Here is a 26,309-nt window from a genome sequence, read left to right as displayed (position 1 = left end):
TGCAGGTTTGTCGACTGCTAGGCTTATCCACAATTGCCGAGGTGAAAATCGGCAAGCCGCCCTGGGTCATTTTTCAATCGGCAGGGTGGGTCAATTTTCAATCAGCGCCGACAATGAACGCCAGCTGGGGTGGATCAGATCGTTGCTGGCGTCAGCTTGAACCTGAGGAGTTTTCCTTTTCAGGGCAATGGGTTACACGCGTGAAACAGGGGGTAACACTACGGTGGCAATCCAGTGTGAGGAGTGTTACCCAGGGTCCGGCTTTGGAGCATTTGGGCGGGTCGTATCGGAACATTTCAGGGCCTGGACAGAGCGCTCTCGAGGACATTATTTTTGTAAGATGTTGATTTATAAGGGTTTACAAAAACATGGCACGACTCATGCTCTATAGACGGTACAACAACAATAACAAGCTGCAAAAAGAATGTTTTCGACTCTGACAGAACAACAACAACAGCCCAGAGAAGAAGCAAACCGATTTTTTTGGACAGGGTGTGTCGTTCCATACCCGGTGGCTAGAGCAACAGAACAATAAAACTACCTCGAGGTAGCGGCGCTCTGGTTGGTTCAGTTAATGACGATGGCATGATCAGCGTCCAAAAAAATCCGTTTGCCCTCGGTCCATGTTGGGACCAGCCAATTCTGGCTCGCTAGTAGCCAGTAGCAAAAAACAACAACGAATACGCGATAAGAACAACAACAAAAAAGAAAAAACATTTGAGGGGAGCTTCGGCTCCCCTCAGTGCTTTCTGGTTTGCGAAAACTCCATTCCTTTTCTGATCCCCATATCGATCCGGTTGAGACGCGGTTGCGCGTTCCCGTGGCCGTTGGGTGTGTCGGTGACTGATTGGGAAGCGTAGTCTGGAGGCGCTTGCAGAGGCCCAGAAGGCCATACAGGAGCAGCGGGATGGATGAGAGCAAGGGGGATGCTTCGGGCATCTCCGATGAAGAGATCAGCGCTTACATGACACGGCAGCTGCGTTCAGGCCGGGTCAAGCCTGCTGTGCTGGTGGTGCTGACTGAGAAGAACTTCCCGGGCGTCGCTCGCGAACGGATCATCCGTTGTTTCAACGCCCTGGATTCGAAGTATCTGAAGGGGTAACGCTGGGGGCTGGCAGAAATCGTTATGCACTTTCTCGCTAAGCCTTAGCGTAAAAGGTAAACCCTTTTAGATCAGGGGTTTGCGCAGTGATTTCGGCGATTAGCCAAAATTTTGTTAACAGCTTATCCACAGATCAGGCCGGTTGATCCAGAGTCGCTGCGGATTGCGGGCCCTCGAGTTCGCGCTGAGTGGCTTCCACCCAGGCGAAGGCTCGCTCGTTCAGCTCGGCGATCGCACGCGGGCCCTCTCCCTCTGCCTGCATCGCGGGGCCAATGACGACCTGGATGGTCCCGGGGCGCTTGGCCCAGCCTTCCTTGGGCCAGAAATGCCCGGCGTTGTGCGCTACCGGTAGGACGGGTAGTCCGGCATTGACTGCCAGCGCTGAGCCGCCGCGGGAGAACTTGCCCATCTGCCCGACCGGAACTCGAGTGCCTTCGGGGAAAATCAGCACCCAGGCACCCTGCTTCAAGCGCTCGTCGCCCTGCGCCGCCAGTTGCTTGAGGGCAGCCTTTGGATTACTTCGATCAATCGCGATGGGCTTCATCAGTGCCATGGCCCAGCCGAAGAAGGGCACGCGCAGTAGCTCGCGCTTGACCACCTGGCTGAGGGGCTCGAAGGCACCCGAGAGGAAGAACGTCTCCCAGGTGCTCTGATGCTTGGCGAGGATCACGCAGGGCCGATCAGGCACATTCTCAAGTCCCTTCACCTCGTAGCGAATGCCGACCATCACTTTGGCGAGCCAGACGGCGAAACGGCACCAGCGCCAGACAATGAAACGGTAGCGTGCCCGGAAGGGCATGAACGGTGCGAAGAAGAGACTGAGCGTGCCCCAGATGAAGGCGCTCAACGACAGCAGCAGGTAAAAGAGGAAGGTTCTGATGGCCTGCACTGTCGTCATGGGAGCTGTTGACCTTACTGAAGTAGATGTGTGGCGACTGCCGCCAGATCGTCGAATACCAGGGTTCCCGCTGGCAACGGCTTGGCCAGGGTGCGTTCGCCCTTGCCGGTCTTCACCAGAACGGGCTGACAATCGACGGCCCGCGCGGCTTCCAGGTCACCACTGCTGTCGCCAACGAACCAGGTGCCAGCAAGGTCCACGCCATAGTGTTCGGCGATGCGCTCAAGCATTCCGGGGCGCGGTTTGCGGCAATTGCAACCTTCGTCAGGGCCGTGGGGGCAGAACTGAATAACGCCGAGTTCACCGCCCTGCTCCGCCACCAGTTCGCGCAAGCGGGCATGCATGGAGTCCAGGGTCGCGAGATCGTAGTAACCGCGGGCAATGCCCGACTGGTTGGTGGCCACGGCAACGGTCCAGCCAGCCTTGCTCAGACGGGCGATGGCCGCGATCGCGCTCGGAATGGGGATCCATTCATCGAGGGATTTTATGTAAGCGTCGGAGTCTTCATTGATAACGCCGTCGCGGTCGAGAATCAGTAGTTTCATGAACATTGCCTGAAGCGCAGAGCCGGATACCCGAAGCACCAGGCTTCGGGTATCCGTTCCGCGGGCTTATATCAGCCCAGTACCGAGATGTCCGCTACGCCCAGGAACAGGCCGCGCAGCTTGGCCAGCAGTGCGTAGCGGTTGCTGCGTACAGCGGCGTCTTCGGCGTTGACCAGTACGGCCTCGAAGAAACTGTCCACCGGCTCACGCAGGCTGGCCAGGCGCTCCAGCGCCTCGCGGTAGCTGCCGGCGTTCGCCAGGGCCACCTCGGCGTCGGCCACGGCCTTGGCCAGGGCCTGCTCGGCGGCTTCCTGCAGCAGCGCATTGTCCACGCTGCCCGGCACGCTACCTTCAGCCTTGCTCAACAGGTTGGAGACACGCTTATTGGCGGCGGCCAGGGCGGCAGCTTCAGGCAGCTTGCGGAAGGCTTGTACGGCCTGCACGCGCTGGTCGAAGTCCAGCGCCGAGGTCGGCTGCAGGGCGCGTACGGAGAGGTACACGGCCACGTCCACGCCTTCGTCTTCATAACGGGCCCGCAGGCGGTCGAAGACGAACTCCAGCACCTGGTCGGCCAGCCCTTCGGACTTCACCTTGGCGCCATAGAGGTCGACAGCGAAGGCGACGGCGGCGGCGAGGTCGAGGTTGAGCTGCTTCTCGATCAGGATGCGCAGCACCCCCAGGGCCTGACGACGCAGAGCGAAGGGGTCCTTGCTGCCGGTGGGCAGCATGCCGATGCCGAAGATGCCGACCAGGGTGTCCAGTTTGTCGGCCACGGCTACCGCGGCACCGGTGAGGGTTTGCGGTAACTCGGCGCCAGCGCCACGGGGCATGTATTGCTCGTTCAGCGCCTGGGCGACATCTTCCGGCTCGCCATCGTTGATCGCGTAGTAGTAGCCGGCGATGCCCTGCATCTCCGGGAACTCGCCGACCATTTCAGTGGCCAGGTCGCACTTGGCGAGGATACCGGCGCGGGCAGCGCGGGCCGGGTCGGCGCCGATCTGCTCCGCCACGAAGCCTGCCAGGCGGGATACGCGCTCGGCCTTCTCGAACACGGTGCCGAGCTGGGCCTGGAACACGACGTTTTTCAGGCGCTCATTGAAGCTTTCCAGCTTCTGCTTCTTGTCCTGCTTGAAGAAGAACTCGGCGTCGGTGAGGCGCGGGCGCACCACCTTTTCGTTGCCGGAGATGATCTGTGCCGGGTCCTTGCTGTCCACGTTGGCCACGGTGATGAAGCGCGGCAGCAGCTTGCCGTTGGCGTCCAGCAGGCAGAAATACTTCTGGTTGTCCTGCATGGTGGTGATCAGGGCTTCCTGCGGCACTTCGAGGAAGCGTTCCTCGAAGGAGCACACCAGCGGCACTGGCCACTCGACCAGGGCAGTCACCTCGTCCAGCAGGTCAGCGGGAACCACTGCGGTGCCCTTCTGCTCGGCGGCCAGCTCGGCAACGCGCTTGGCGATGATCTCGCGGCGCTCGGCGAAGTCGGCCAGCACGTGGGCGCTGCGCAGGTCTTCCAGATAGGTGGAAGGCTTGCTGATGCGGATATTGTCCGGGTTGTGGAAACGATGGCCACGGGATTCACGGCCGGCCTTCTGCGCGAGGATCACGCAGTCGACAACTTCTTCGCCGAACAGCATGACCAGCCATTGGGTCGGGCGGACGAACTCTTCGCGGCGCGCGGCCCAGCGCATGCGCTTGGGAATCGGCAAGGCGGCGAGGGAGGTTTCGACGATGCCGGGCAGCAGGCCTGAGGCGGGCTGGCCGGGGATGGTCTGGCTGAACTTCAGCTTCGGGCCGCTCTTGTCGATCTGCTCCAGGTCGACGCCACATTTGCGGGCGAAGCCCAGGGCAGCCTGGGTCGGCTTGCCTTCGGCATCGAAGGCGGCCTGGACCGGCGGGCCGTCGAGATTGACACTGCGATCGGGCTGCTGGGTCGCCAGTTGCTCGACCACTACCGCCAGGCGGCGCGGGGCGGCGAATACCTGGGCCTTGGCATAGCCGAGGCCGGCGGCTTTGAGGCCTTGCTCGATACCGCCGAGGAAGGCATCACCCAGGGATTTCAGGGCCTTGGGAGGCAGCTCTTCGGTGCCCAGCTCTACCAGGAAATCTTGTGCACTCATTCTTGAGCCTCCAGCTTGGCCAGTACTTCGTCACGCAGTTCGGGAGTGGCCATGGGGAAGCCGAGGCGTGCGCGCGCCTGCAGGTAGCTTTGCGCCACGGCGCGGGCCAGGGTGCGCACGCGCAGGATGTAGCGCTGGCGCTCGGTCACCGAGATCGCACGGCGGGCGTCCAGCAGGTTGAAGGTGTGGGAAGCCTTGAGGACCATCTCGTAGGTCGGCAGCGGCAGCTGCAGCTCGATCAGGCGGTTGGCCTCGCTTTCGTAGAAGTCGAAGAGTTCGAACAGCTTCTCGACGTTGGCGTGCTCGAAGTTGTAGGTCGACTGTTCCACCTCGTTCTGGTGGAACACATCGCCGTAGGTGACCTTGCCGAACGGGCCGTCGGCCCAGACCAGGTCGTACACCGAATCGACGCCCTGGATGTACATGGCCAGGCGCTCCAGGCCGTAGGTGATCTCGCCGGTGACCGGGTAGCACTCGATGCCACCGACCTGCTGGAAGTAGGTGAATTGGGTCACTTCCATGCCGTTCAGCCAGATTTCCCAGCCCAGGCCCCAGGCGCCAAGGGTCGGCGATTCCCAGTTGTCCTCGACGAAGCGGATGTCATGCACCAGCGGGTCGATGCCGATGGCTTTCAGCGAGCCGAGGTACAGCTCCTGGAAGTTCTCCGGGTTGGGCTTCAAGACCACCTGGAACTGGTAGTAGTGCTGCAGGCGGTTGGGGTTTTCGCCGTAGCGGCCGTCGGTCGGGCGGCGGGACGGCTGCACATAGGCGGCGTTCCAGGTCTCCGGACCGATGGCGCGGAGGAAGGTGGCGGTGTGGAAAGTACCGGCGCCCACTTCCATGTCGTAGGGCTGGAGCACCACGCAGCCCTGCTCGGCCCAGTACTGCTGCAGGGCGAGGATCAGGTCTTGGAAGGTGCGCACGGCGGGCGTAGTCTGGCTCACGAAATTCACCTGTGCTGGGTCTTCGACGGAAAATGCCGGAGTATACCCGATCCGACCTCGCCGCAACCGCATGGAAAGCCTTATGCCACGCTGCTTCTGGTGCAATGACGACCCCCTCTACATCGCCTACCACGACACCGAATGGGGCGTACCGCTGAAGGACCCGGCGGCGCTCTTCGAACTGCTTCTGCTGGAGGGCTTCCAGGCTGGCCTGTCCTGGATCACCGTGCTGAAGAAACGCGAGCGCTACCGCGAGGTCATGTTCGGTTTCGACCCCCGACGCCTGGCGGTGATGAGCGATGAGGAGATCGAGAAGCTGATGCAGGACCCGGGCATCATCCGCAACTTCCTCAAGCTCAAGGCCGCGCGGCAGAACGCCCAGGCCTGGCTGCGCCAGGAAGACCCGGTGACGCTGCTCTGGTCGTTCGTCGGCGGCAAACCGAAGGTCAACCACTTCAGCGAGCGCGGCCAGGTCCCTGCGGTCACCCCTGAGGCCGAAGCCATGAGCCGCGCGCTGAAGAAGGCCGGCTTCACCTTCGTCGGCCCGACCATCTGCTACGCCTTCATGCAGGCCGCCGGCATGGTCATGGATCACACCACCGACTGCGACCGTTATCGCGAGCTGACCCTGTGATCCGGTGCGAGGGTAGAATGCGCGCTTTCGAACGTCCTGGAGTTGCCTGTGGATAAGTTGAAAGGTGCGCTGATTGTCGGCTTCCTGCGCCTCTTCGCGATGTTGCCTTGGCGCGCCGTGCAAGCGGTTGGCGCGACCATTGGCTGGCTGATGTGGAAGCTGCCGAACCGTTCCCGCGACGTGGTGCGGATCAACCTGTCCAAGTGCTTCCCCGAGTGGTCGCCGGCCGAGCTGGATCAGCGGGTTGGCCAGAGCCTGAAGGACATCGGCAAGACCTTCACCGAAAGCGCCTGCGCCTGGATCTGGCCCGCGGAAAAGTCCATCGGCCTGGTGCGCGAAGTGGAAGGCCTGGATGTGCTGCACGAGGCGCTGGCCAGCGGCAAGGGTGTAGTCGGCATCACCAGCCATCTGGGTAACTGGGAAGTGCTCAACCACTTCTACTGCGCCCAGTGCAAACCCATCATTTTCTACCGCCCGCCGAAGCTGAAGGCGGTGGACGAGCTGCTGCAGAAGCAGCGTGTGCAGTTGGGGAATCGCGTGGCACCGTCGACCAAGGAAGGCATCCTCAGCGTCATCAAGGAAGTGCGCAAGGGCGGTGCCGTGGGCATTCCCGCGGACCCGGAGCCGAGTCTGTCGGCGGGCGTCTTCGTGCCCTTCCTCGGTACCCAGGCGCTGACCAGCAAGTTCGTCCCCGGCATGCTCGCCGGTGGCAAGGCGCGTGGCGTGTTCCTCCATGCCTTGCGCCTGCCCGATGGTTCGGGTTTCAAGGTGATCCTCGAAGCCGCCCCCGAAGGGATGTACAGCGAGAATGTCGAGGAAGGCGTCGCCGCCATGAGTCAGGTCGTTGAGAGGTACGTGCGGGCCTACCCGACCCAGTACATGTGGAGCATGAAGCGCTTCAAGAAACGTCCCGAGGGCGAGACGAAGTGGTACTGACGAAGAAGGCGCCGGAAGGCGCCTTTTTCATGGGTCGGATCATCGCTCGCCCGCAGAAGGGTTGAATCCGGGCGCAATTCGCCGTATTAACGACGGCAGCAAAAACGGCTCAGGATGATGCGATCCCATGGCGAACCAGCGTCAATTTCCCCGAACTCCGATGAAATGCAGGATCAAGATCAGCCACCCGAGCTTCGGCGACCTGATTGCCCAGACCCGCGACCTGTCCGATGGCGGCGTCTATGTCCGCCATCCCGATCTGGCCGCCCTGTCCGTCGGCAGCATTGTTTGCGGCCAGGTGCAGGATCTGCCGATCGAGGCGCCGATCCTGCAGATGGAAGTGATGCGCGTGGACACGGAGGGCGCCGGGTTCTGTTTCCTCGACAGCGACTAGTCGTCCGCAGCGGTGAGGCGCGCCTTTACTGTTGGTGCCTCGCGCGCGTCCTGGCGCAGCCATTCCGCCGGCGGGCATCCCACCAGGCTGGCGAAGGTTCTGGAAAAGGACGCTTGCGAGCTGTAGCCCACAGCGTCTGCTACCACCTTGATCGGCACGCCGTCTCGCAGTAGGTCCTGGGCGACTTTCATGCGCCAGCCGCTTAGATAGCCCATGGGCGAGACGCCCAGCACCCGGCTGAACCAGGCGGAGAACTTCGAGCGTGACATCGCCGCCAGCCCCGCCATCCGTTCCACGCTCCAGTCCGCTTCGGGCTCGCCATGCAGCCGGCTCAATACGGCACCCAGGCGAGGGTCCTGCAACGCGTAGAACAGACCACCGGCGATCCTGCCGTCCTGGACTGCCCGCCGCACCAGCAGCACGAAGAGATACTCGAACAGCAGGTTCAGCGCCTTGGCGCGACCTGGCGCCTGGTCCTGGAACTCCTCCACCAGGGCACGGATTACCGGCAACGCGTGGCCCAGGGCGTCGAGCGGGAACACCAGGGTTTCTTCCAGCCCGAGGGGAAGAGGCTGCGCCGTGCCCTTGCCGAACTGGAAGGAAGCGCAGATCAGCTCGGCTCCTTCCGTGGAGCTGGAACGCAACTGGTAACGGCAGCTACTCGGGCAGAACAGCACACTTGGCTGGCTGATCGACACTTTCGGCATGCCCGGCTGGATCAAGTCGAGGCCGCCACGCTCCACCAGATGGATGAATGCCATCCCGGGCGGCTTGTCGAGCATCAGGGCGCCGTCCACGCGGCCGGCGAAGAACAGTCGGCCCTGGAGATTGGTGCGTTCGAAGAACTCGGAAAGGACATCCATCGGGGACAACCTGGCAAAGATCCTGTACGTCCTGGGAAAAGCCGTCGGGGGCACGGCCATAGGATGAACTCAAGCCGATGGTAGCCATCCAGAAGACCGGCTGCCATGGCCTTGCGCGATTTATCCACAGCCCACAGGAGTTCACCCTCATGAGCCAGACATCCCCCTACGCCGATCCCCTCGAACCCGCGCTGCCCGACCCGGGCATGAAGCTCGACCTGTCCCGCGCCGCGCTGGTGGTCATCGACCCGCAGATCGACTTCCTCAGTCCTGAAGGGGTGAGCTGGAGTGTGTTCGGCAAGAGCATCACCGAGCACGATACGGTCAAGCACATCGGCCAGCTCTTCGCCGCCGCCAAGACGGCCGGCATCACGGTTGCCGTATCGCCGCACTACTACTACCCCAGCGACCACCAGTGGCAGTTCGGCGGACCGCTGGAGAAAGTCATGCACAACATCGGCATGTTCGACCGCAAGGGTCCGTTGAACCTGGAGGGCTTCGAGAACTCCGGCGCGGACTTCCTGCCCGAGTACAAGCCCTACATCCTCGACGGAAAGACCATCATCACCTCGCCGCACAAAGTCTATGGCCCGGAAACCAATGACCTGGCGCTGCAACTGCGCAAGCACGGCGTGTCGCAGGTGATCCTGGCCGGTATGGCCGCCAACCTCTGTGTCGAATCCCACCTGCGAGAGTTGCTGGAAACCGGGTTTGAAGTCGCGGTGGTGCGTGACGCCACGGCGGGCCCGACGACCCCGGAAGGCGACGGCTACCTGGCCGCGTTGATCAACTTCCGTTTCATCGCCAATGCGCTGTGGACCACCGAGCAGACCCTTGGCTACCTGCGCGGCCAATAATCCGGAGCCCCGCCGCCTCCGGGCGGCGGGGTGAAGGGCCTTTCAGCGCAGCGTATAGCCGCTGTCCACCACCAGGTCCTGGCCGTACAGACCGCGCGCAGCGGGCGAGAGCAGGAAGAGGATGACATCGGCCACGGCCGCGGGATCGAGGAAGCGACCCCCCAGCAGGCGTTGGTTCACGGTGCCGGCCACTGCCGCCAGATCGTCGCTGCCCAAGCCCAAGGTCGACCAGATCGGCGTATCGGTGGGGCCCGGCGACACCAGGTTCAGCCGCACTTGGCGCTCGGCCATTTCCACAGCCAGCGTGCGGACCTGGGCTTTCAGTGCGGCCTTCGAGGCGATATAGGCGGCGAGACCGGGGAAGGTCACATGCGACAAGAAGGTGCCGATGAACACCACCGAGGCTGATGGCGCTAACCGCTCGCGTAGGGCGGCGAGCGTATCGAGGGCACCGGCGCCATTCACGGCCCACTGCGCCGCGAAGGCTGCGGTGTCCAGACCGTCGGCCAGGCGTGCGATACCCGCATTGGGCACCAGGCAGTCGACCTGGCCCAGACTCTCGGCCACTTCCGCCAAAGCGGCCAGATCGGCAGCGCGGGTGACATCGCCAGGTTGCCAGGTCAGGGTTTGGTCGTAGCGCGTCAGGAGGCTGCCCAGCTCCCCCAGGGTTCGGCTCATGGCCAGGACGCGCGCACCTTGCGCCAGCAGTTTCTCGGTGACGGACAAACCGATGCCCGAGCTGGCTCCGGTGACCACGGCAAGGCGATCTTCGAAGGGTTGTTGTGACATGACGGGGATTCCTGTTCCAGAGGAAAGAACGCGGCTTCGCCGCGACCCGGGCTGGAAAACAAGAATCGAGCCATTCGATCTGGCCAATAAAATCAATTACTTGGAATTAACTGTGTCATAATGACTGCGACCTTTCGTAGTCATTAGGACATTTTGTGGAGTCTTAATGACTCACGGCCTGTTGATCAGGCCGAAGCGTCCCCGCGCTTGTCCAGGCGCTTGAGGAATACGGTCATCTCCTTTTCCGCCTGCTTGTCGCCGTGGGCGCGGGCGGCATCCAGGCCCTGGGTCCAGGCTTCACGTGCAGCGGGGATGTCGCCCTGCGTCTCCAGGGCTTTGCCCAGCAGCTTCCAGGCGGCGGAGTACTTCGGGTCTTGCTCCACACAGCGACGCAGGTGCTGGGCAGCCATGGCGGCATCGCCCTGGTCGAGGTAGCCCTTGCCCAGGCCGAAGCGCAACAGGGCGTTGTCCACGCCCTTGGCCAGCATCTTTTCCAGTCCTTCGAGCATGCTGTGTCCCCTTAGAAGAAGGTCAGGCCAACCTGGAACAGGCGCTCGGCGTCGCGGATGTACTTCTTGTCCACCAGGAAGAGGATCACGTGGTCGCCCGACTCGATCACCGTATCGTCGTGGGCGATCAGCACTTCCTCGTCGCGGATGATGGCGCCAATGGTGGTACCTGGCGGCAGGGCGATGTCCTCGATCATCTTGCCCACTACCTTGCTCGACTTGGCGTCGCCATGGGCGATGGCTTCGATGGCCTCGGCCGCGCCGCGGCGCAGGGAGTGCACGCTGACGATATCGCCACGGCGCACGTGGGTCAGCAGGGTGCCGATGGTGGCCAGCTGCGGGCTGATGGCGATGTCGATATCGCCGCCCTGCACCAGGTCCACGTACGCCGGGTTGTTGATGATGGTCATCACCTTCCGCGCACCCAGGCGCTTGGCCAGCAGCGAGGACATGATGTTGGCCTCGTCGTCGTTGGTCAGCGCCAGGAAGATATCCGCATCGTTGATGTTCTCTTCCACCAGCAGGTCGCGGTCGGAGGCGCTGCCTTGCAGCACGATGGTGCTGTCGAGGACTTCCGAGAGATGACGGCAGCGTGCCGGACTCATCTCGATGATTTTCACCTGGTAACGGCTTTCGATGGCCTCGGCCAGGCGTTCGCCGATGTGCCCGCCGCCCGCGATCACCACGCGCTTGTAACTGTCTTCCAGGCGGCGCAGTTCGCTCATCACGGCACGGATATGCGCCTTGGCGGCAATGAAGAAGACTTCGTCGTCGGCCTCGATCACGGTGTCGCCCTTGGGCAGGATCGGCCGGTTGCGGCGGAAGATGGCGGCCACGCGCGTATCCACGTTGGGCATGTGCTCGCGGATCTGTCGCAACTCCTGCCCCACCAGCGGGCCGCCGTAGTACGCCTTGACCCCCACCAGCTGGGCCTTGCCCTCGGCGAAGTCGATCACCTGCAGCGCGCCGGGATACTCGATCAGGCGCTTGATGTAGTTGGTGACCACCTGTTCGGGGCTGATCAACACGTCCACCGGGATGGCTTCGTTGTCGAACAGGCCGGTACGGGTCAGGTAGGCCGCTTCACGCACCCGGGCGATCTTGGTGGGCGTGTGGAAGAGGGTGTAGGCCACCTGGCAGGCAACCATGTTCACCTCGTCGCTGTTGGTCACTGCCACCAGCATGTCGGCGTCGTCGGCACCGGCCTGGCGCAGCACGGTGGGGAAGGACCCCTTGCCCTGGACGGTGCGGATGTCCAGGCGATCGCCGAGATCGCGCAGGCGGTCACCGTCGGTGTCGACCACGGTGATGTCGTTGGCTTCCCCCGACAGGTGTTCGGCGAGGGTGCCGCCAACCTGGCCGGCGCCGAGAATGATGATCTTCACTGCAGACTCCCTTAGCCGCGGGGCGAAGCGGCGATCTTGACCAGCTTGGCATAGTAGAAACCGTCATGGCTGTCTTCTTGTGCCAGCAATTGGCGGCCATGGGGTTGTTTCAATCCGAACGGACCGGGGATGTCCAGTTCGCGGGCCCCCGGGGTGCGAGCAAGGAAGGCGGCGATATTGTCGCTGTTTTCCGGGGGCAGCATGGAGCAGGTGGCGTAGAGCAGCACGCCGCCCACCTCCAGGGTCTGCCAGAGAGCGTCTAGCAGCTCGCCCTGGAGCTTGGCCAGCGCGCCGATGTCCTCTTCCTTGCGTGTCAACTTGATATCCGGGTGACGGCGGATCACGCCGGTGGCCGAACAGGGCGCGTCGAGAAGAATGCGCTGGAACGGTTTGCCGTCCCACCAGCTTGCGGTGTCGCGGCCGTCGGCGGCGATCAGGCGGGCATCCAGGCCGAGGCGTGCGAGGTTTTCGCGCACGCGCACCAGGCGGCTTTCCTCCAGGTCCACGCCCAGCACTTCGGCCAGGCCGGGCTCGGCTTCCAGCAGGTGGCAAGTCTTGCCGCCCGGTGCACAGCAGGCATCCAGCACGCGTTGGCCGGGGGCCAGTTCCAGCAGGTCGGCGGCCAGTTGCGCGGCTTCGTCCTGCACACTGACGCGGCCTTCAGCGAAGCCCGGTAGGGTCTTCACATCGCAGGCTTCGGCCAGGCGGATGCCGTCGCGGCTGAACGTGCAGGGCTCGGCGGCGATGCCGGCGGCGGCCAGTTCAGCCAGGTAGGCGTCGCGGCTGCCATGGCGGCGATTGACGCGAAGGATAAGCGGTGGGTGGGCGTTGTTCGCTGCGCAGACCGCTTCCCAGTGCTCCGGCCAGGCGGCCTTGAGTGCTTTCTGCAGCCAGCGTGGGTGGGCGGTGCGCGCTGCCGGGTCGCGTTCCAGCTCGGCGAAGATCGTCTCGCCCTCGCGCTGGGCGTTGCGCAGCACGGCGTTGATCAATCCCTTGGCCCAAGGCTTCTTCAGCTTGTCCGCGCAGCCGACGGTTTCACCGATGGCTGCGTGGGCGGGAATGCGGGTGTAGAAGAGCTGGTAGAGGCCCACCAGCAGCAGGGCTTCCACATCTTTGTCAGCGGCCTTGAAAGGCTTTTGCAAGAGGCGTTCGGCCAGGGCGGCAAGGCGTGGTTGCCAGCGGGCGGCGCCGAAGGCGAGGTCCTGGGCCAGTGCGCGGTCGCGGGGCTCCACCTTGTCCAACTGGGGCGGTAGGCTGCCGCCCAGGGAGGCTTTGCCGGAGAGTACCGCGGTCAGTGCGCGGGCAGCGGCGAGACGGGGGTTCATGCGCCCAGTACCTTGCCCAGGGCGAACTGCTCGCGGCGGCTGTTGTAAAGGTCGGCGAAGTTCAGTGGCTTGCCGCCGGGCAATTGCAGGCGGGTCAGGCGCAGGGCACCTTCGCCACAGGCGACGGTCAGGCCGTCCTTGCTGGCGGCGAGTATCTGGCCGGGCTGGCCCTTGCCCTCACCGAGCACAGCGGCTATCACCTTCAAGGGTTCGCCATCGAGCGTGCTGTGGCAGATGGGCCAAGGGTTGAAGGCGCGCACCAGGCGTTCCAGCTCAACTGCCGGGCGACCCCAGTCGAGGCGCGCCTCGTCCTTGTTCAACTTGTGGGCGTAATTGGCTAGCGCATCGGCCTGGACTTCACCCTGCAAGGTGCCGGCGGCAAGCCCTTCGATGGCTTCCAGCACGGCCTTCGGGCCGAGTTGGGCGAGGCGGTCATGGAGGCTGCCGCCGGTGTCTTCTGCACTGATCGGTGTGGTGACCTTGAGCAGCATCGGACCGGTGTCGAGGCCGGCTTCCATCTGCATCACGGTGACACCGCTCTCCACATCGCCCGCCTGCACCGCGCGCTGGATCGGGGCGGCGCCGCGCCAGCGTGGCAGCAGCGAGGCGTGGCTGTTGATGCAGCCCAGGCGCGGGGTATCGAGCACCACCTGAGGCAGGATCAGGCCATAGGCAACCACCACCATCAGGTCTGCATCGAGGCCCTTGAGCTCGGCCTGGGCGGTCGGGTCGCGCAGGGTCGGCGGCTGCAGCACCGGGATGCCATGTTCCACGGCCAGCTGTTTCACCGGGCTCGGCATCAGCTTCTGCCCACGACCGGCCGGGCGGTCCGGCTGGGTGTAGACGGCGATGACCTGGTGGCGGGAGTCGAGCAGGGCTTTGAGGTGCTCCGCGGCGAATTCCGGGGTGCCGGCGAAGACGAGGCGCAAGGGCTCAGTCATGGGTACTCGCTAAAGAAAAAGGCTTGCCGGAGCAAGCCTTTGGGATCGAGGGAATCAAGCCTGCTGGCGATGTTGCTTTTCCAGCTTCTTCTTGATGCGGTCGCGCTTGAGGGACGACAGGTAGTCGACGAAGAGCTTGCCGTTGAGGTGGTCGCATTCGTGCTGGATGCACACGGCCAGCAAGCCCTCGGCGATCAGCTCATAGGGCTGGCCGTCGCGGTCCAGGGCCTTGATCTTCACCTTCTGCGGACGATCGACGTTTTCATAGAAGCCCGGTACCGAAAGGCAGCCTTCCTGATACTGGTCCATCTGGTCGGTCAGGGTTTCGAACTCGGGGTTGATGAAGACCCGCGGCTCGGACTTGTCTTCGGACAGGTCCATCACCACCACGCGCTTGTGAACGTTCACCTGGGTGGCGGCCAGGCCGATACCCGGAGCGTCGTACATGGTTTCGAACATGTCGTCGATCAGCTGGCGGATGGAGTCGTCGACCACCTCAACCGGTTTGGCAATGGTGCGCAACCGCGGATCGGGGAACTCGAGAATGTTCAGAATCGCCATATGCGTTTGTGATGCACTTGTGGAATAAGTTAAAAATCCGCTGCTAAGATGGTGAGCAGCATCGAAAAACGGCTGAAGAGCCCGGTTGGGGCGGCTCTCAGGGCGTTGCATGTGAATGAACATAATAAAGGGATTCACCGCATGAGGAAATCACTACTCGCCCTGCTGCTCCTGGCCGCCAGTGGCCTGACCCAGGCTGCGGTGGAACTCAAGGAAGGGCATCCGGAGCGCTATACCGTCGTCAAGGGCGACACGCTCTGGGATATTTCTGGCAAGTTCCTGCGCCAGCCGTGGAAGTGGCCGGAAATCTGGCACGCCAACCCGCAGATCGAAAACCCGCACCTGATCTATCCCGGCGACATGCTGAGCCTGGTCTATGTCGACGGCCAGCCGCGCCTGATGCTGAACCGCGGCGCTTCCCGCGGCACGATCAAGCTCTCGCCCCAGGTGCGCAGCACGCCGATGGCGGAAGCCATTCCGACGATCCCGCTGGAAGCCATCAACGCTTTCCTGCTGACCAACCGCATCATCGACGATCCCAAGGAATTCGAAACCGCTCCCTACATCGTCGCCGGCAATGCCGAGCGCGTGGTCAGCGGCGCCGGTGATCGTGTCTATGCCCGTGGCAACTTCTCCCAGGAACAGCCGGTCTACGGCATCTTCCGCCAGGGCAAGACCTACGTGGACCCGGAATCCAAGGAGTTCCTCGGTGTTAACGCCGACGACATCGGCGGCGGCGAGATGGTGGCCGACGAAGGCGATATCGGCACCCTGCTACTGTCCCGTTCCACCCAGGAAGTGCGCCTGGGCGACCGCCTGTTCCCAACCGAGGAACGCGCGATCAACTCCACGTTCATGCCCAGCGCGCCGGAGCGTGACATCAACGGCGTGATCCTCGACGTACCGCGTGGTGTGACCCAGATCGGCCAGTTCGATGTGGTGACCATCAACAAGGGCAAGCGCGACGGCCTGGTGGAAGGCAACGTGCTGGCGGTCTACAAAACCGGCGAAACCGTACGTGACCGCGTCACCGACGAATTCATCAAGATCCCCGACGAGCGCGCTGGCCTGCTGATGGTGTTCCGCACCTACGACAAGCTCAGCTACGGCCTGGTCCTCGCTGCCACCCGCCAGTTGGCGGTGCTGGACAAGGTACACAACCCGTAACACCTCCAAGCCCCCGCCCTGCGGGGGCTTGTTGTATTGATGGCGGTCCTGCCGCAATCGCGGCGCGATCAAGGACCGATCGACGTGCCATCAATCTCCCCTGCCGAGCTGGAAGCTCGACTGCGTCTGCACCACCTCCCCGAACTCGGCCCTGCCCGTTTCCGTCGCCTGCTGGAAGCCTTCGGCTCCGCGTCCGCTGCCCTCAGCGCGCCGGCTGCCGCGTGGCGTTCCCTGGGCCTGCCGGGAGCCTCCGCCGACCCGCGGCGCAGCCCGGAAATCCGTGATGCCGCGGCGCGCGCCTTGGCCTGGCTGGAGCAGCCCGGCCACCAGGTGCTGTGTTGGGATGACCCCGCCTACCCCGCCCTGCTCGCTGAACTGAGCAACGCGCCGCCACTGCTCTATGTCGCCGGCGACGCCACGCTACTGGAGCGTCCGCAGCTGGCGCTGGTTGGCAGCCGCCGCGCCTCGGCTGCCGGCCTGGATACTGCCCGTGCCTTTGCCCGCAGCCTGGCGGGCGGAGGATTCGTCATCACCAGCGGACTGGCCCTGGGCATCGATGGCGCGGCCCACCAGGGGACGCTGGAGGTCGGAGGCGCAACGGTGGCGGTGCTCGGGACTGGCCTAGAGCGCATCTACCCCAACCGCCACCGCAGCCTGGCGGCGCGCATCGTCGATGAAGGCGGTGCGCTGGTATCCGAACTGCCGTTGGACTGCCCGCCGCAACCGGCCAACTTCCCCCGGCGCAATCGCATTATCAGCGGACTATCCCTCGGCGTGTTGGTCGTCGAGGCCAGCCCCTCCAGCGGCTCGCTGATCACCGCACGCCTGGCCGCTGAACAGGGCCGTGAGGTCTACGCCATTCCCGGCTCCATCCACCATCCCGGCGCGCGCGGCTGTCACCAATTGATCCGCGAAGGCGCGACCCTGGTGGAAAAGGTGGAGGACATCCTTGAGGCGCTGCGCGGCTGGCAGGTCATGCCTTCGGAGCCCCAGTCCGATGCCCCGACGCAGGGCGACCATCCGCTACTCGAACTGCTGCGTGCTGCGCCCTACAGCAGCGAAGGGCTGGCCGCGGCCAGTGGCTGGGAGCTGCCGCGCCTGCTCGCCGAACTCACCGATCTGGAGCTGCTGGGCCGCGTCGCCCGTGAGGCCGGCTGCTGGGTGCATCGCCAAGGTTGAGCCCTGTACACTTTGCCGATCCAGTATTACGGGGAGCGGTTGATGGTCAGCAATTGGCGTGTGCAGCAAGTGGCGCGGGTCGTGCGTGAAGGTGGTGTGATCGCCTATCCGACCGAGGCGGTCTGGGGGCTGGGTTGCGATCCCTGGAACGAAGACGCGGTGTATCGGCTGCTGGCGCTCAAGGAGCGTCCCGTGGAGAAGGGGCTGATCCTGGTGGCGGACAACATCCGCCAGTTCGACTTCCTTCTCGAAGGCCTGCCGGACGCCTGGATCGACCGGCTCGCCAGCAGCTGGCCCGGCCCGAACACCTGGCTGGTGCCGCACCAGGACCTGCTGCCCGAATGGATTACCGGCCAGCACGACAGCGTCGCCCTGCGCGTCAGCGACCACCCCTTGGTACGCGACCTCTGCGCCCACACCGGGCCGCTGGTATCCACTTCCGCCAACCCGTCTGGCCGCCCCGCCGCCTACTCGCGCCTGCGCGTGCAGCAGTATTTCGGCGACGAGCTGGACGCGGTGCTGGGCGGCGCCCTTGGCGGGCGTCGCAATCCCAGCGTGATCCGCGACCTGGTCAGCGGCCGCGTGCTCAGGGGATAAGCACAGTCGATCCGGTGGTCTGGCGGTTGGCCAGGGTCGTGTGTGCCTTGGCCGCGTCGGCCAGGGCGAAGCGCTGGTTCACCTCCACCTTGATGCGGCCATCGGCGATCAGCCCGAACAACTCATCCGCCATCGCCTGCAGGCGCTCCGGCGTGCTGGCGTAGCCGAACAGCGTCGGCCGGGTGACGAAGAGCGAGCCTTTCTGCGCGAGGATGCCCAGATTGACCCCGGTGACCGGCCCCGAGGCGTTGCCGAAGCTCACCATCAGGCCGCGTGGGGCCACGCAGTCCAGCGACGTTTCCCAGGTGTCCTTGCCCACCGAGTCGTAGACCACCGGGCACTTGGCGCCGTGGGTGAGTTCCTGCACGCGCTGAACGACGTTTTCATGGCTGTAGTCGATGGTCGCCCAAGCGCCGTTGGCCTTGGCTTGCGCGGCTTTCTCCGCGGAGCTGACGGTACCGATCAGCTTCACGCCCAGCGCGCGCGCCCACTGGCAGGCGATGAGGCCGACCCCACCGGCGGCGGCATGGAAGAGAATGGTTTCTCCGCCTTTGAGTTCGTAGGTCTGGCGCAGCAGGTACTGCACGGTCAGGCCCTTGAGCATCACGGCGGCGGCCTGCTCGAAGCTGATGCTGTCCGGCAGACGCACCAGCTTGTCCGCAGGCAGCACATGCAGCTCGCTGTAAGCGCCTAGCGGACCGGTGGCGTAGGCGACGCGGTCGCCCACCTTGAACTGGGTGACCGCGCTGCCGACCGCTTCCACTTCGCCCGCGCCTTCTGTGCCCAGGCTGGTGGGGAAATTCGGTGCCGGATAGAGGCCGCTGCGGTAATAGGTGTCGATGAAGTTGAGGCCGATGGCGCGATTGCGCACCCGCACTTCCTGCGGCCCCGGTTCCTCCGGCTGGTACTCCGCGTACTCGAGGACCTCCGGACCGCCATAGGCGGAGAACTGGATGCGTCTGGTCATGCTTGCAACCTCCTGGTCGGAAAAGCTCTCATCCAACGCCTCCCCTTGATTTCCGTCAAGCTGCCCGGGCCCTTGGGCGGTGGTATGCTTGCCTGCTCATTTTTCCGCCACCTAACCGCTGCCAGGGTTGACCACGTGACTGACCGTATCGAGGCCGTGAAGGCCTACCTGCTCGATCTGCAAGACCGCATCTGCGCCGCACTCGCGGCCGAAGACGGCAAGACCGACTTTTACGAAGATGCCTGGACTCGTCCCGCTGGTGGCGGCGGCCGCACCCGGGTGATCGAGAACGGCGGACTGATCGAGAAGGGCGGCGTGAACTTCTCCCATGTGTTCGGCGCCAACCTGCCGCCGTCGGCCAGTGCCCACCGCCCGGAACTGGCCGGTCGCGGCTTCCAGGCCCTCGGTGTGTCCCTGGTGATCCACCCGGAAAACCCCCATGTGCCCACCTCCCACGCCAACGTGCGCTTCTTCTGCGCCGAGAAGGAAGGCGAAGAACCCGTCTGGTGGTTCGGCGGCGGCTTCGACCTGACCCCCTATTACGCCGTCGAGGAAGACTGCGTGTTCTGGCACAAGGTCGCCCGCGACGCCTGCGCGCCCTTTGGTGCCGACGTCTACCCGCGCTACAAGGAATGGTGCGACCGCTACTTCCATCTCAAGCATCGCAACGAACCGCGCGGCATTGGCGGCCTGTTCTTCGACGACCTGAACCAGTGGGACTTCGACACCAGTTTCGCCTTCATGCGCGCCATCGGCGATGCCTACCTGGAGGCCTACCTGCCGATCCTGAGGAAGCGCAAGGACACGCCCTACACCGAGCAGCAGCGCGAGTTCCAGGCGTTCCGTCGTGGCCGCTATGTGGAGTTCAACCTGGTGTTCGACCGCGGCACCCTTTTCGGCCTGCAGTCCGGCGGCCGTACCGAGTCCATCCTCATGTCCCTGCCGCCGCAGGTGCGCTGGGGTTATGACTGGAAGCCGGAAGCGGGCAGCGAAGAGGCGCGCCTGACCGAGTATTTCCTCAAGGACCGCGACTGGCTGAAGGAGGCAGGTCTCTGATGGATAGCTACTGCGTCTTCGGCAACCCCATCGGCCACAGCAAGTCGCCGCTGATCCACCGCCTGTTCGCGGAGCAGACTGGCCAGCAGCTTACGTACGAAGCCGTACTGGCGCCGCTGGACGACTTCACCGGTTGTGCCCGCCAGTTCTTCGAAACCGGCAAGGGCGGCAACGTCACCGTGCCGTTCAAGGAACAGGCCTATCAACTGGCCGGTAGCCTCAGCGCCCGCGCCCAACGTGCCGGTGCGGTGAACACCCTGAAAAAGCTCGATGACGACAGCCTGCTCGGTGACAACACCGACGGCGCCGGGCTGGTGCGCGACCTCACCCGCAACGCCGGTCTGAGTCTCAGCGGTAAACGCATCCTGCTGTTGGGCGCCGGTGGCGCCGCGCGCGGGGTGATCGAGCCGATCCTCGCGGAAAAGCCGGCGGCTCTGGTGATTGCCAACCGCACCGTGGAAAAGGCCGAAGCCCTGGCTCAGTTGTTCGCTGAACTGGGCCCTGTTTCCGCCAGTGGTTTCGACTGGCTGGAAGAGCCGGTGGACCTGATCATCAACGGCACCTCGGCAAGCCTTGCCGGTGATCTGCCGCCCATCTCGCCCAGCCTGATCAAGCCAGGTCACACCGTCTGCTACGACATGATGTACGGCAAGGAAATGACCGCCTTCAACCGTTGGGCCGCCGAGCATGGTGCCGCGCGTACCCTGGATGGCCTGGGCATGCTGGTGGAGCAGGCGGCCGAAGCCTTCCTGCTCTGGCGCGGCGTACTGCCCGACAGCGGCCCGGTGCTGGCCGAACTGCGTCGGCAGCTGGCGCAAGGCTGACTGCAGGAGCGAGGGTTAGGCTGAGCTTTTGGATGGGTCGGGCGGCGTTCCGCGAGCGGAGCGATACCCATGCTGCTGCGCAGAGTTTGATGGGTATCGCAGGCTCCACCCAGCCTACAGGTCAACTCTCGATCAGCAGGCCGCTGCTCTCGCCTTCCAGCTTGCGCAGCTCTCGCTCCACTTGTGGCCTGGCCCGGCGCAGCACCAGGCTGCGCCCTTCCCCGCCCAGGCGCCGCGCTTCGTCGTGGAGCATGCTCACGCCGGCGTAGTCGATGAAGTTCACATGGTGGGCGTCCAGCACCAGGCGCCCGGCGCGGCTGCGCTGAATCAGCTTTTGCAGGTACGGACAGGCGCCGAAGAAGATCGACCCTTCGATGCGCAGTACTTCGGCATCCCCCTCCTTCGCCTGCAGCACCCGTGGCTGCGAAGTGCGTTTCAGGTAGAAGAACAACGAGGCCAGCACCCCGGCGTAGATGGCCGTCTGCAACTCCAGCAGCAGCGTCGCGATGCAGGTCAGCGCCATTACCGCGAACTCTGCCCGGCTGACCCGCCAGAGCTGGCGAACACTGCGCCTGTCCAGCAGCCCCCAGCAAATCAGCAGGATGCTCGCCGCCATCGCCGGCAGTGGGATGTGGGCGATCAGCCGAGCACCCAGCAAGGCGAACAGTGCCACCCAGAGCGCCGAAAACACGCCGGCCAGCGGCGATTGGGCGCCGGCCTGGAGATTCAGCGCGGAACGTGTGAAAGAGCCTGCCGAGAGGTAGCCGGAGAACCAGGCACCGATCAGGTTGGACAGGCCCTGGCCACGGCTTTCCTGGTTGGCATCCAGCACCTGTCGCGATTGACTGGCGAGGGCGCGGGCGATGGACAGGCTGGTGACCAGACCGAGCAGGCCGCACGCCACGGCCGATGGCAGCAGGTGCAGCACGTCCTCGGCGTCGATACGAATCGAGGCAAGCGGCGGCAGGCTACCGCTGAAGGGGTGCACCCGTTCGACGCCAGCGAAGGTGGTGGGCAGCGCCAGCACCAGGAGGCTGCCGCCGATAATGCCGATCAGCAGCGCCGGCAGGCGCGGCCACAGGCTGCGCACCAGGACGGAAAGACCGAGGGTGAAGGCCGCCACTGCCAGCGATGGCCAGTGCACTTCGCGCACATGTCTGGCCAACTCCAGAGCGCTCTGCCAGGCCGTGGCGCGCCCCTCCAGATTGGCCAGGCCGAGCAGGTTGGGTACCTGGCCGAGGGCGATCACCAATGCCGCACCCAGGGTGAAGCCGAGTACCACCGATTGGGAGACGAAGTTGGCCAGGGAGCCGAAACGCAGAATGCCCAGCAGCCATTGGAAGGCGCCGGCGAGAAACGTCAGCAACAGCACCAGCCCGATGTAGTCCTGGCTGCCCGGCAGGGCCAGCGGGCTGACGCTGGCGAAGAGCACGACCGAAATGGCTGCGGTCGGTCCGCAGATCAAGTGCCGCGACGACCCCCAGAGGCAGGCGATGATCACCGGCACCACCGCAGCATAGAGCCCGTACTCCGCCGGCAGCCCGGCGATCAGCGCGTAGGCGATGGACTGCGGCAGGGCGAGGATGGCGCCGGTCAGGCCCACCAGTGCGTCGCGACCGAGGCTGCGGGGACGCGTTGCGGGTAGCCAGTGCAGGAAGGGAAAGAGGTCGGCGAATTTCACGTCGGGTGAGGCTCTTGTAGGGGCGAATTGCCGAAGGCCTGCCATTCGGGATCAACGGGGTGGCAACCGCGCCGCCCTTGGCGAATGAATTTTCCCCTACAGGGTCAGTTCGTCGTTCAGAGCTTTGCCTTCACCGCTGCCAACCCATCACCACCATCGCGGGTGGTGACGCCCTGCAACCAGCCGTCAATCACCGCCGGGTTGGCCTTGAGCCAGGTCTTGATGGCCGCGTCGTTGTCGGCGTTGCTGTTGAGCACCTGGTCCATGATGGCGTTCTCCATCTCCTGGGTGAACTGCAAATTGGCCAGAAGCTTGCCCACGTTCGGGCACTGGGCGGCGAAGCCCTTGCGCGCCAGGGTGTTCACACTGCCGCTCTCGCCGAAGTACTTCTCACCGCCCTTGAGGTAGGCCATGTCGTACTGCACGTTCATCGGGTGTGGTGTCCAGCCGAGGAACACCACGAACTGCTCACGCTTTACCGCCCGGCCTACCTGCACCAGCATCGCCTGCTCGCTGGACTCCACCAGCTTCCAGTCGCCCAGACCGAACTCATCCTTGGCGATCATCTGCCGGATCGATTCGTTGGCGGGTGAGCCAGAAGCGATGCCGTAGAGCTTGCGGTCGAACTTGTCGGCGAACTTGTCCAGGTCGGCAAAGGTTTTCACGCCCGCATCAAAGGCATAACGCGGAACGGCCAGGGTGTACTCGGTGCCGGAGAGGTTCTGCGCCACTTTGTCGACGCTGCCGGCGGCGACGAATTTGTCGTAGTTGCTCTGCTGGGCTGGCATCCAGTTGCCGAGGAAGGCGTCGATCTGCCCCTTGTGCAGACCCGCGAAGATGATCGGCACCGCTAAGGTCGAGGTTTCGGTGCGATAGCCCAGGCCGTCGAGGAGGAAGCGCGCCACGCCATTGGTCACGGCGATATCGCTCCAGCCCGGATCGCCCAACTTCACCGTGGCGCAACTGGCGTCCTCCGCCTGGACGTTGAACGCCAGACCAGCCAGCAGCACGCCGCCGGCAAGCACCGCATTGATCGTCTTCATGCCTTCGTTCCTCGCAAGAGTGGGTCAGGGTTGGGGGAAACGCGCGCGGCGTTCCAGGTCATCCAGGTCGATGTGGTTGCGCATGTACTGCTGGCTGGCGTCGACGAAGGGCTGGTGGTCCCAGCTCTTCAGCTTGCCATGGGTCAGTGCTTCGGCGACGAAGCGGCGGCGGCGCTGGCTGGCAATGGTCGCCTCGGCGATAGCTGCCAGGTCCCAGCGTGCCCACGCCTCGTCGAGGAAGGCCGTCAGCAGCGTCTGGTGATCCGCTGAGGTGGCCAGATTCTCCAGCTCCTGCGGGTCGTTGGCGAGGTCGAAGAGCAGGCAGGGGTCTTCTTCGGAAAAGATGAACTTGTACTGGCCGCGGCGGATCATCATCAGCGGGCTCGTGGTGCCTTCGGCCATGTACTCGCCCAGCACTTCGTCGTGCCCGCCCCGGCCCTGGAGGTGGGACAGCAGCGAGCGGCCATCCAGCGGCAGGCTGTTGTCGAGTTCACCGCCGGCCAGCTCTACCAGGGTGGGCAGCAGGTCGACCGTGGAGACGGATTCTCTCACCCGTTGCGCCTGGAAGCGGCCAGGGGCGTGGACCAGCAGCGGCACGCGGGCCGCCATCTCGAACCAGTGCATCTTGTACCAGAGGCCGCGCTCGCCAAGCATGTCGCCGTGGTCGCCGGAGAAGACGACGATGGTGTCCTCGGCAAGCTGGCACTCGCTCAGGGTCTTCAGCAATGCGCCGATCTGGTCGTCCACATAGCTGCAGGCACCGAAGTAGGCACGGCGTGCATCACGGATCTTCGCCTCCGGCAGCGGCTTGCCCCAGAGGTCGATGACCTTGAGCAGGCGCTGGCTGTGCGGGTCCTGCTCGGCATCGGCGAACTGCACGCGCGGCAACGGGATGTCAGCGTCGTCGTAGCGGTCCCAATACTCGGCCGGGATGGTGTAAGGGTCGTGGGGATGGGTCAGCGAGACGGTCAGGCAGAAGGGCTGCCCGGCACGCTCGCGAACATGGTCGTAGAGGTACTGGCGCGCCTTGAACACCACCTCGTCGTCGAAATCCAGCTGGTTGGTGCGCACGCAGGGGCCAGCTTGCAGCACGGAGGACATGTTGTGGTACCAGCTCGGGCGAACGTCCGGTTCGTCCCAGTTCACGGCCCAGCCGTAGTCGGCGGGGTAGATGTCGCTGGTCAGGCGCTCCTCGTAGCCGTGCAACTGGTCCGGGCCACAGAAATGCATCTTGCCCGACAGTGCCGTGTGATAACCCAGTCGGCGCAGGTAGTGGGCGTAAGTGGGCACGTCGGCCGGGAAGTCGGCCGCGTTGTCGTAGGCGCCAATCTTCGACGGCAGCTGACCGCTTACCAGGGTAAAGCGCGAGGGCGCACACAGCGGACTGTTGCAGTAGGCCGAGTCGAACACCACGCCTTCCGCGGCGAGGCGCGACAGGTTCGGCATCTTGATGGGGGAAGGGGCGTAGAAGGGCAGCATCGGCGCTGCCATCTGGTCGGCCATGATGAAGAGGATGTTGGGACGTTTCATCGCTCGCTTATCCATACCGTCGAATTATGCGAAAGTGCTGGAGACGATGATTGCGTCAGCGATCCAACTGGTAAACCGCACAGCGGAACATGACTCGGATAAGCAAACGTTATGGTAGAGCTTCACTCTGAACTGTCCCTGGACCTGCTGCGGGTGTTCGAGTCCGCTGCCCGCCATCTCAGTTTCACCGCTGCCGCCGTGGAGCTGGGCACTACGCAGCCTGCGGTGAGCCAGCAGATCCAGCGTCTGGAAAAGCAGTTGGCGACCCGCCTGTTCGACCGCGTCTACCGCGGCATCGAACTCACTGACGCCGGCCGCCTGTTGTTCCTGCATGTGCAGGAGGGCTTGCAAAGCATCAATGCCGGACTCGATGCCATCGGATCGCGACCGCAGCATGAGGTACTGCAAGTGGCCACCGACTTCGCCTTCGCCGCCTACTGGCTGATGCCGCGTCTACATCGCTTTCACGAGGCCAACCCGGAAATCGATGTCAGCATCGTCACCAGTGACCGCACCATGAACATGCTGCGTTCGGAAGTGGACATCGCCATTGCCTTTGGCGACGGCCGCTTCAAGCACGGCGAGGCGCTGCTGTTGTTCCGCGAGGAGGTCTTCCCCATCGCCAGCCCGCGCCTGCTGGCCGGGCGTGACCAGCCGCTGCCAGTGGCGGCCCTGGCTGAGTTGCCGCTGCTGCACCTGAAGCCCGAAGTGCGTACCCGTTGGTTCGACTGGAATGCACTGTTCCGCGAACTGGGCATTGCCCAGCCGCCAGGTTCCGGCATGCTGCGCTTCGACAACTACACCCTGTTGATCCAGGCCGCCATCGCCGGCCAGGGCGTGGCCATCGGCTGGCGCTATCTGGTGGATGACCTGCTCGACCAGGGCCTTCTGGCGCGCGTGCTGGACACCAGCGTCAGCTCGGAATTCGGTTATTACCTGGTGCAGCCTGAGCGCAAGCGCCGTGCACGGCTGATGAAGTGCTTCGTCGACTGGCTACAGCAGGAACTGGGTGACGAAGCCCGCCAGGCCCAACTCATCAGGCATCGGGACGGAATCGCCATATGACCCAGACACTCACCCCCCGGATCAAGGGTTTCCACGCCCATGTCTACTTCGATGCCGACAGCCTCGACCAGGCCCGCGCGCTCTGCGAGGAGGCTGCCAGGCGCTTTCCGCTGAAGATGGGCCGTGTCCACGAAAAGCCCGTTGGCCCGCATCCCGACTGGAGCTGCCAGCTGGCGTTCAAGCCCGAGTTGTTTGGCGAGGTGATCCCCTGGCTGGCGCTGCACCGCGACGGACTCACCGTGCTGGTGCACCCCATTACCGGCAGCGACCTGCGCGACCACCGCGACTACCCGATGTGGATGGGTACGATGCGGCCGCTGGACTTGTCGGGTCTCGAGGACGGCGCGATCGAGTACGACCTCTGATCGTGGTGGGCTGAAGCCCACCCTACGGCCGGCAC

Annotated in this window: 27 protein-coding genes; 12 read left to right on the top strand and 15 right to left on the bottom strand. The window is 64.2% G+C overall.

What is annotated here, in order from left to right:
* Nucleotides 1-907: 907 nt before the first annotated feature.
* The gene (locus FFS60_RS12465; RefSeq protein WP_137822140.1) at nt 908-1,102 is read left to right on the top strand and encodes a hypothetical protein; all 195 of its coding nucleotides are present in this window, start codon (nt 908-910) and stop codon (nt 1,100-1,102) included.
* Between the two features lie 133 nt (nt 1,103-1,235).
* On the opposite strand, the gene FFS60_RS12460 is transcribed toward FFS60_RS12465, so the two are convergent.
* From FFS60_RS12460 to glyQ, 4 genes are all read right to left on the bottom strand, one after another.
* Complete coding sequence (locus tag FFS60_RS12460; protein ID WP_028627018.1) at nt 1,236-2,000, bottom strand: 1-acyl-sn-glycerol-3-phosphate acyltransferase; 765 nt, start codon at nt 1,998-2,000, stop codon at nt 1,236-1,238.
* Nucleotides 2,001-2,014: 14 nt separating this feature from the next.
* A complete protein-coding gene (gene gmhB / locus FFS60_RS12455; RefSeq protein WP_171016519.1) occupies nt 2,015-2,551 on the bottom strand; it encodes a D-glycero-beta-D-manno-heptose 1,7-bisphosphate 7-phosphatase in 537 nt (178 codons plus the stop codon).
* A gap of 65 nt (nt 2,552-2,616) precedes the next feature.
* Entirely contained in the window at nt 2,617-4,662 is a 2,046-nt protein-coding gene (gene glyS / locus FFS60_RS12450) for a glycine--tRNA ligase subunit beta (protein ID WP_137822139.1), read from the bottom strand.
* Complete coding sequence (glyQ, locus tag FFS60_RS12445) at nt 4,659-5,606, bottom strand: glycine--tRNA ligase subunit alpha (RefSeq protein WP_028627021.1); 948 nt, start codon at nt 5,604-5,606, stop codon at nt 4,659-4,661. Before glyQ ends, glyS begins: the two co-directional genes overlap by 4 nt.
* Before the next feature lie 82 nt (nt 5,607-5,688).
* Between glyQ and FFS60_RS12440 the strand changes: the two genes are divergently transcribed.
* The 3 genes from FFS60_RS12440 (at nt 5,689) to FFS60_RS12430 (ending at nt 7,570) form a co-directional block, all read left to right on the top strand.
* Nucleotides 5,689-6,240, top strand: coding sequence for a DNA-3-methyladenine glycosylase I (locus tag FFS60_RS12440; protein ID WP_028627022.1), 552 nt, complete (start codon nt 5,689-5,691; stop codon nt 6,238-6,240).
* A gap of 48 nt (nt 6,241-6,288) precedes the next feature.
* On the top strand, nt 6,289-7,176 hold the full coding sequence (locus FFS60_RS12435; RefSeq protein WP_028627023.1) for a lysophospholipid acyltransferase: 888 nt from the start codon (nt 6,289-6,291) through the stop codon (nt 7,174-7,176).
* A 127-nt stretch (nt 7,177-7,303) separates the two neighbouring features.
* On the top strand, nt 7,304-7,570 hold the full coding sequence (locus tag FFS60_RS12430) for a PilZ domain-containing protein (RefSeq protein WP_137822138.1): 267 nt from the start codon (nt 7,304-7,306) through the stop codon (nt 7,568-7,570).
* Here the strand turns inward: FFS60_RS12430 and FFS60_RS12425 are convergent.
* A complete protein-coding gene (locus tag FFS60_RS12425; RefSeq protein ID WP_137822137.1) occupies nt 7,567-8,433 on the bottom strand; it encodes an AraC family transcriptional regulator in 867 nt (288 codons plus the stop codon). The two genes, FFS60_RS12430 and FFS60_RS12425, sit on opposite strands and share 4 nt — an antisense overlap.
* A gap of 149 nt (nt 8,434-8,582) precedes the next feature.
* Between FFS60_RS12425 and FFS60_RS12420 the strand changes: the two genes are divergently transcribed.
* Entirely contained in the window at nt 8,583-9,290 is a 708-nt protein-coding gene (locus tag FFS60_RS12420) for a cysteine hydrolase (protein ID WP_028627026.1), read from the top strand.
* 42 nt (nt 9,291-9,332) lie between these two features.
* Here FFS60_RS12420 and FFS60_RS12415 read toward each other — a convergent pair whose 3' ends face one another.
* The 6 genes from FFS60_RS12415 to def all read right to left on the bottom strand — a co-directional run bounded on the left by FFS60_RS12415 (nt 9,333) and on the right by def (nt 14,800).
* On the bottom strand, nt 9,333-10,079 hold the full coding sequence (locus FFS60_RS12415) for an SDR family NAD(P)-dependent oxidoreductase (RefSeq protein ID WP_137822136.1): 747 nt from the start codon (nt 10,077-10,079) through the stop codon (nt 9,333-9,335).
* Nucleotides 10,080-10,264: 185 nt separating this feature from the next.
* Nucleotides 10,265-10,588, bottom strand: coding sequence for a tetratricopeptide repeat protein (locus FFS60_RS12410; RefSeq protein ID WP_137822135.1), 324 nt, complete (start codon nt 10,586-10,588; stop codon nt 10,265-10,267).
* An 11-nt stretch (nt 10,589-10,599) separates the two neighbouring features.
* Nucleotides 10,600-11,973 carry a Trk system potassium transporter TrkA gene (trkA, locus tag FFS60_RS12405; RefSeq protein WP_028627029.1) on the bottom strand — a complete coding sequence of 458 codons (1,374 nt, stop codon included), beginning with the start codon at nt 11,971-11,973 and terminating at the stop codon, nt 10,600-10,602.
* Nucleotides 11,974-11,984: 11 nt separating this feature from the next.
* Nucleotides 11,985-13,298 carry a 16S rRNA (cytosine(967)-C(5))-methyltransferase RsmB gene (gene rsmB / locus FFS60_RS12400; RefSeq protein WP_137822134.1) on the bottom strand — a complete coding sequence of 438 codons (1,314 nt, stop codon included), beginning with the start codon at nt 13,296-13,298 and terminating at the stop codon, nt 11,985-11,987.
* Nucleotides 13,295-14,239 carry a methionyl-tRNA formyltransferase gene (gene fmt, locus FFS60_RS12395; protein ID WP_137822133.1) on the bottom strand — a complete coding sequence of 315 codons (945 nt, stop codon included), beginning with the start codon at nt 14,237-14,239 and terminating at the stop codon, nt 13,295-13,297. Before fmt ends, rsmB begins: the two co-directional genes overlap by 4 nt.
* Nucleotides 14,240-14,293: 54 nt before the next feature.
* Nucleotides 14,294-14,800 carry a peptide deformylase gene (gene def, locus FFS60_RS12390; RefSeq protein ID WP_028627032.1) on the bottom strand — a complete coding sequence of 169 codons (507 nt, stop codon included), beginning with the start codon at nt 14,798-14,800 and terminating at the stop codon, nt 14,294-14,296.
* Nucleotides 14,801-14,941: 141 nt separating this feature from the next.
* Between def and FFS60_RS12385 the strand changes: the two genes are divergently transcribed.
* From FFS60_RS12385 to FFS60_RS12375, 3 genes are all read left to right on the top strand, one after another.
* The gene (locus tag FFS60_RS12385) at nt 14,942-15,967 is read left to right on the top strand and encodes a LysM peptidoglycan-binding domain-containing protein (protein ID WP_028627033.1); all 1,026 of its coding nucleotides are present in this window, start codon (nt 14,942-14,944) and stop codon (nt 15,965-15,967) included.
* An 84-nt stretch (nt 15,968-16,051) separates the two neighbouring features.
* Nucleotides 16,052-17,146, top strand: coding sequence for a DNA-processing protein DprA (dprA, locus tag FFS60_RS12380; protein ID WP_028627034.1), 1,095 nt, complete (start codon nt 16,052-16,054; stop codon nt 17,144-17,146).
* Between the two features lie 42 nt (nt 17,147-17,188).
* Nucleotides 17,189-17,743, top strand: coding sequence for an L-threonylcarbamoyladenylate synthase (locus tag FFS60_RS12375; RefSeq protein WP_137822132.1), 555 nt, complete (start codon nt 17,189-17,191; stop codon nt 17,741-17,743).
* On the opposite strand, the gene FFS60_RS12370 is transcribed toward FFS60_RS12375, so the two are convergent.
* Entirely contained in the window at nt 17,733-18,710 is a 978-nt protein-coding gene (locus FFS60_RS12370) for an NADPH:quinone reductase (RefSeq protein ID WP_137822131.1), read from the bottom strand. The two genes, FFS60_RS12375 and FFS60_RS12370, sit on opposite strands and share 11 nt — an antisense overlap.
* Before the next feature lie 135 nt (nt 18,711-18,845).
* On the opposite strand from FFS60_RS12370, the gene hemF reads away from it, so the two are divergent.
* Together hemF and aroE are read left to right on the top strand one after the other, a co-directional pair.
* Complete coding sequence (hemF, locus tag FFS60_RS12365; RefSeq protein ID WP_028627037.1) at nt 18,846-19,766, top strand: oxygen-dependent coproporphyrinogen oxidase; 921 nt, start codon at nt 18,846-18,848, stop codon at nt 19,764-19,766.
* Nucleotides 19,766-20,590, top strand: coding sequence for a shikimate dehydrogenase (gene aroE, locus FFS60_RS12360; protein ID WP_137822130.1), 825 nt, complete (start codon nt 19,766-19,768; stop codon nt 20,588-20,590). The genes hemF and aroE overlap by 1 nt, the downstream gene beginning before the upstream one ends.
* A gap of 121 nt (nt 20,591-20,711) precedes the next feature.
* On the opposite strand, the gene FFS60_RS12355 is transcribed toward aroE, so the two are convergent.
* The 3 genes from FFS60_RS12355 to betC all read right to left on the bottom strand — a co-directional run bounded on the left by FFS60_RS12355 (nt 20,712) and on the right by betC (nt 24,844).
* Nucleotides 20,712-22,316 (bottom strand): SulP family inorganic anion transporter, encoded by a 1,605-nt coding sequence (locus tag FFS60_RS12355; protein WP_137822129.1) that lies wholly within the window; start codon nt 22,314-22,316, stop codon nt 20,712-20,714.
* 71 nt (nt 22,317-22,387) lie between these two features.
* Nucleotides 22,388-23,314, bottom strand: coding sequence for a choline ABC transporter substrate-binding protein (gene choX, locus FFS60_RS12350; protein WP_137822128.1), 927 nt, complete (start codon nt 23,312-23,314; stop codon nt 22,388-22,390).
* 24 nt (nt 23,315-23,338) lie between these two features.
* Complete coding sequence (gene betC / locus FFS60_RS12345) at nt 23,339-24,844, bottom strand: choline-sulfatase (RefSeq protein ID WP_137822127.1); 1,506 nt, start codon at nt 24,842-24,844, stop codon at nt 23,339-23,341.
* A 111-nt stretch (nt 24,845-24,955) separates the two neighbouring features.
* On the opposite strand from betC, the gene FFS60_RS12340 reads away from it, so the two are divergent.
* Together FFS60_RS12340 and FFS60_RS12335 are read left to right on the top strand one after the other, a co-directional pair.
* Nucleotides 24,956-25,909, top strand: a complete 954-nt coding sequence (locus tag FFS60_RS12340) for a LysR family transcriptional regulator (protein WP_137822126.1) — start codon at nt 24,956-24,958, stop codon at nt 25,907-25,909.
* A complete protein-coding gene (locus tag FFS60_RS12335; RefSeq protein ID WP_137822125.1) occupies nt 25,906-26,274 on the top strand; it encodes a DOPA 4,5-dioxygenase family protein in 369 nt (122 codons plus the stop codon). The genes FFS60_RS12340 and FFS60_RS12335 overlap by 4 nt, the downstream gene beginning before the upstream one ends.
* Nucleotides 26,275-26,309 lie beyond the last annotated feature (35 nt).

It is taken from the genome of Pseudomonas sp. D(2018) (assembly GCF_005502555.1).
Taxonomy (GTDB): domain Bacteria; phylum Pseudomonadota; class Gammaproteobacteria; order Pseudomonadales; family Pseudomonadaceae; genus Metapseudomonas; species Metapseudomonas resinovorans.
The sequence above is the reverse complement of the archived record's forward strand: the minus strand, read 5'-3'. Positions and strand labels throughout refer to the sequence as shown.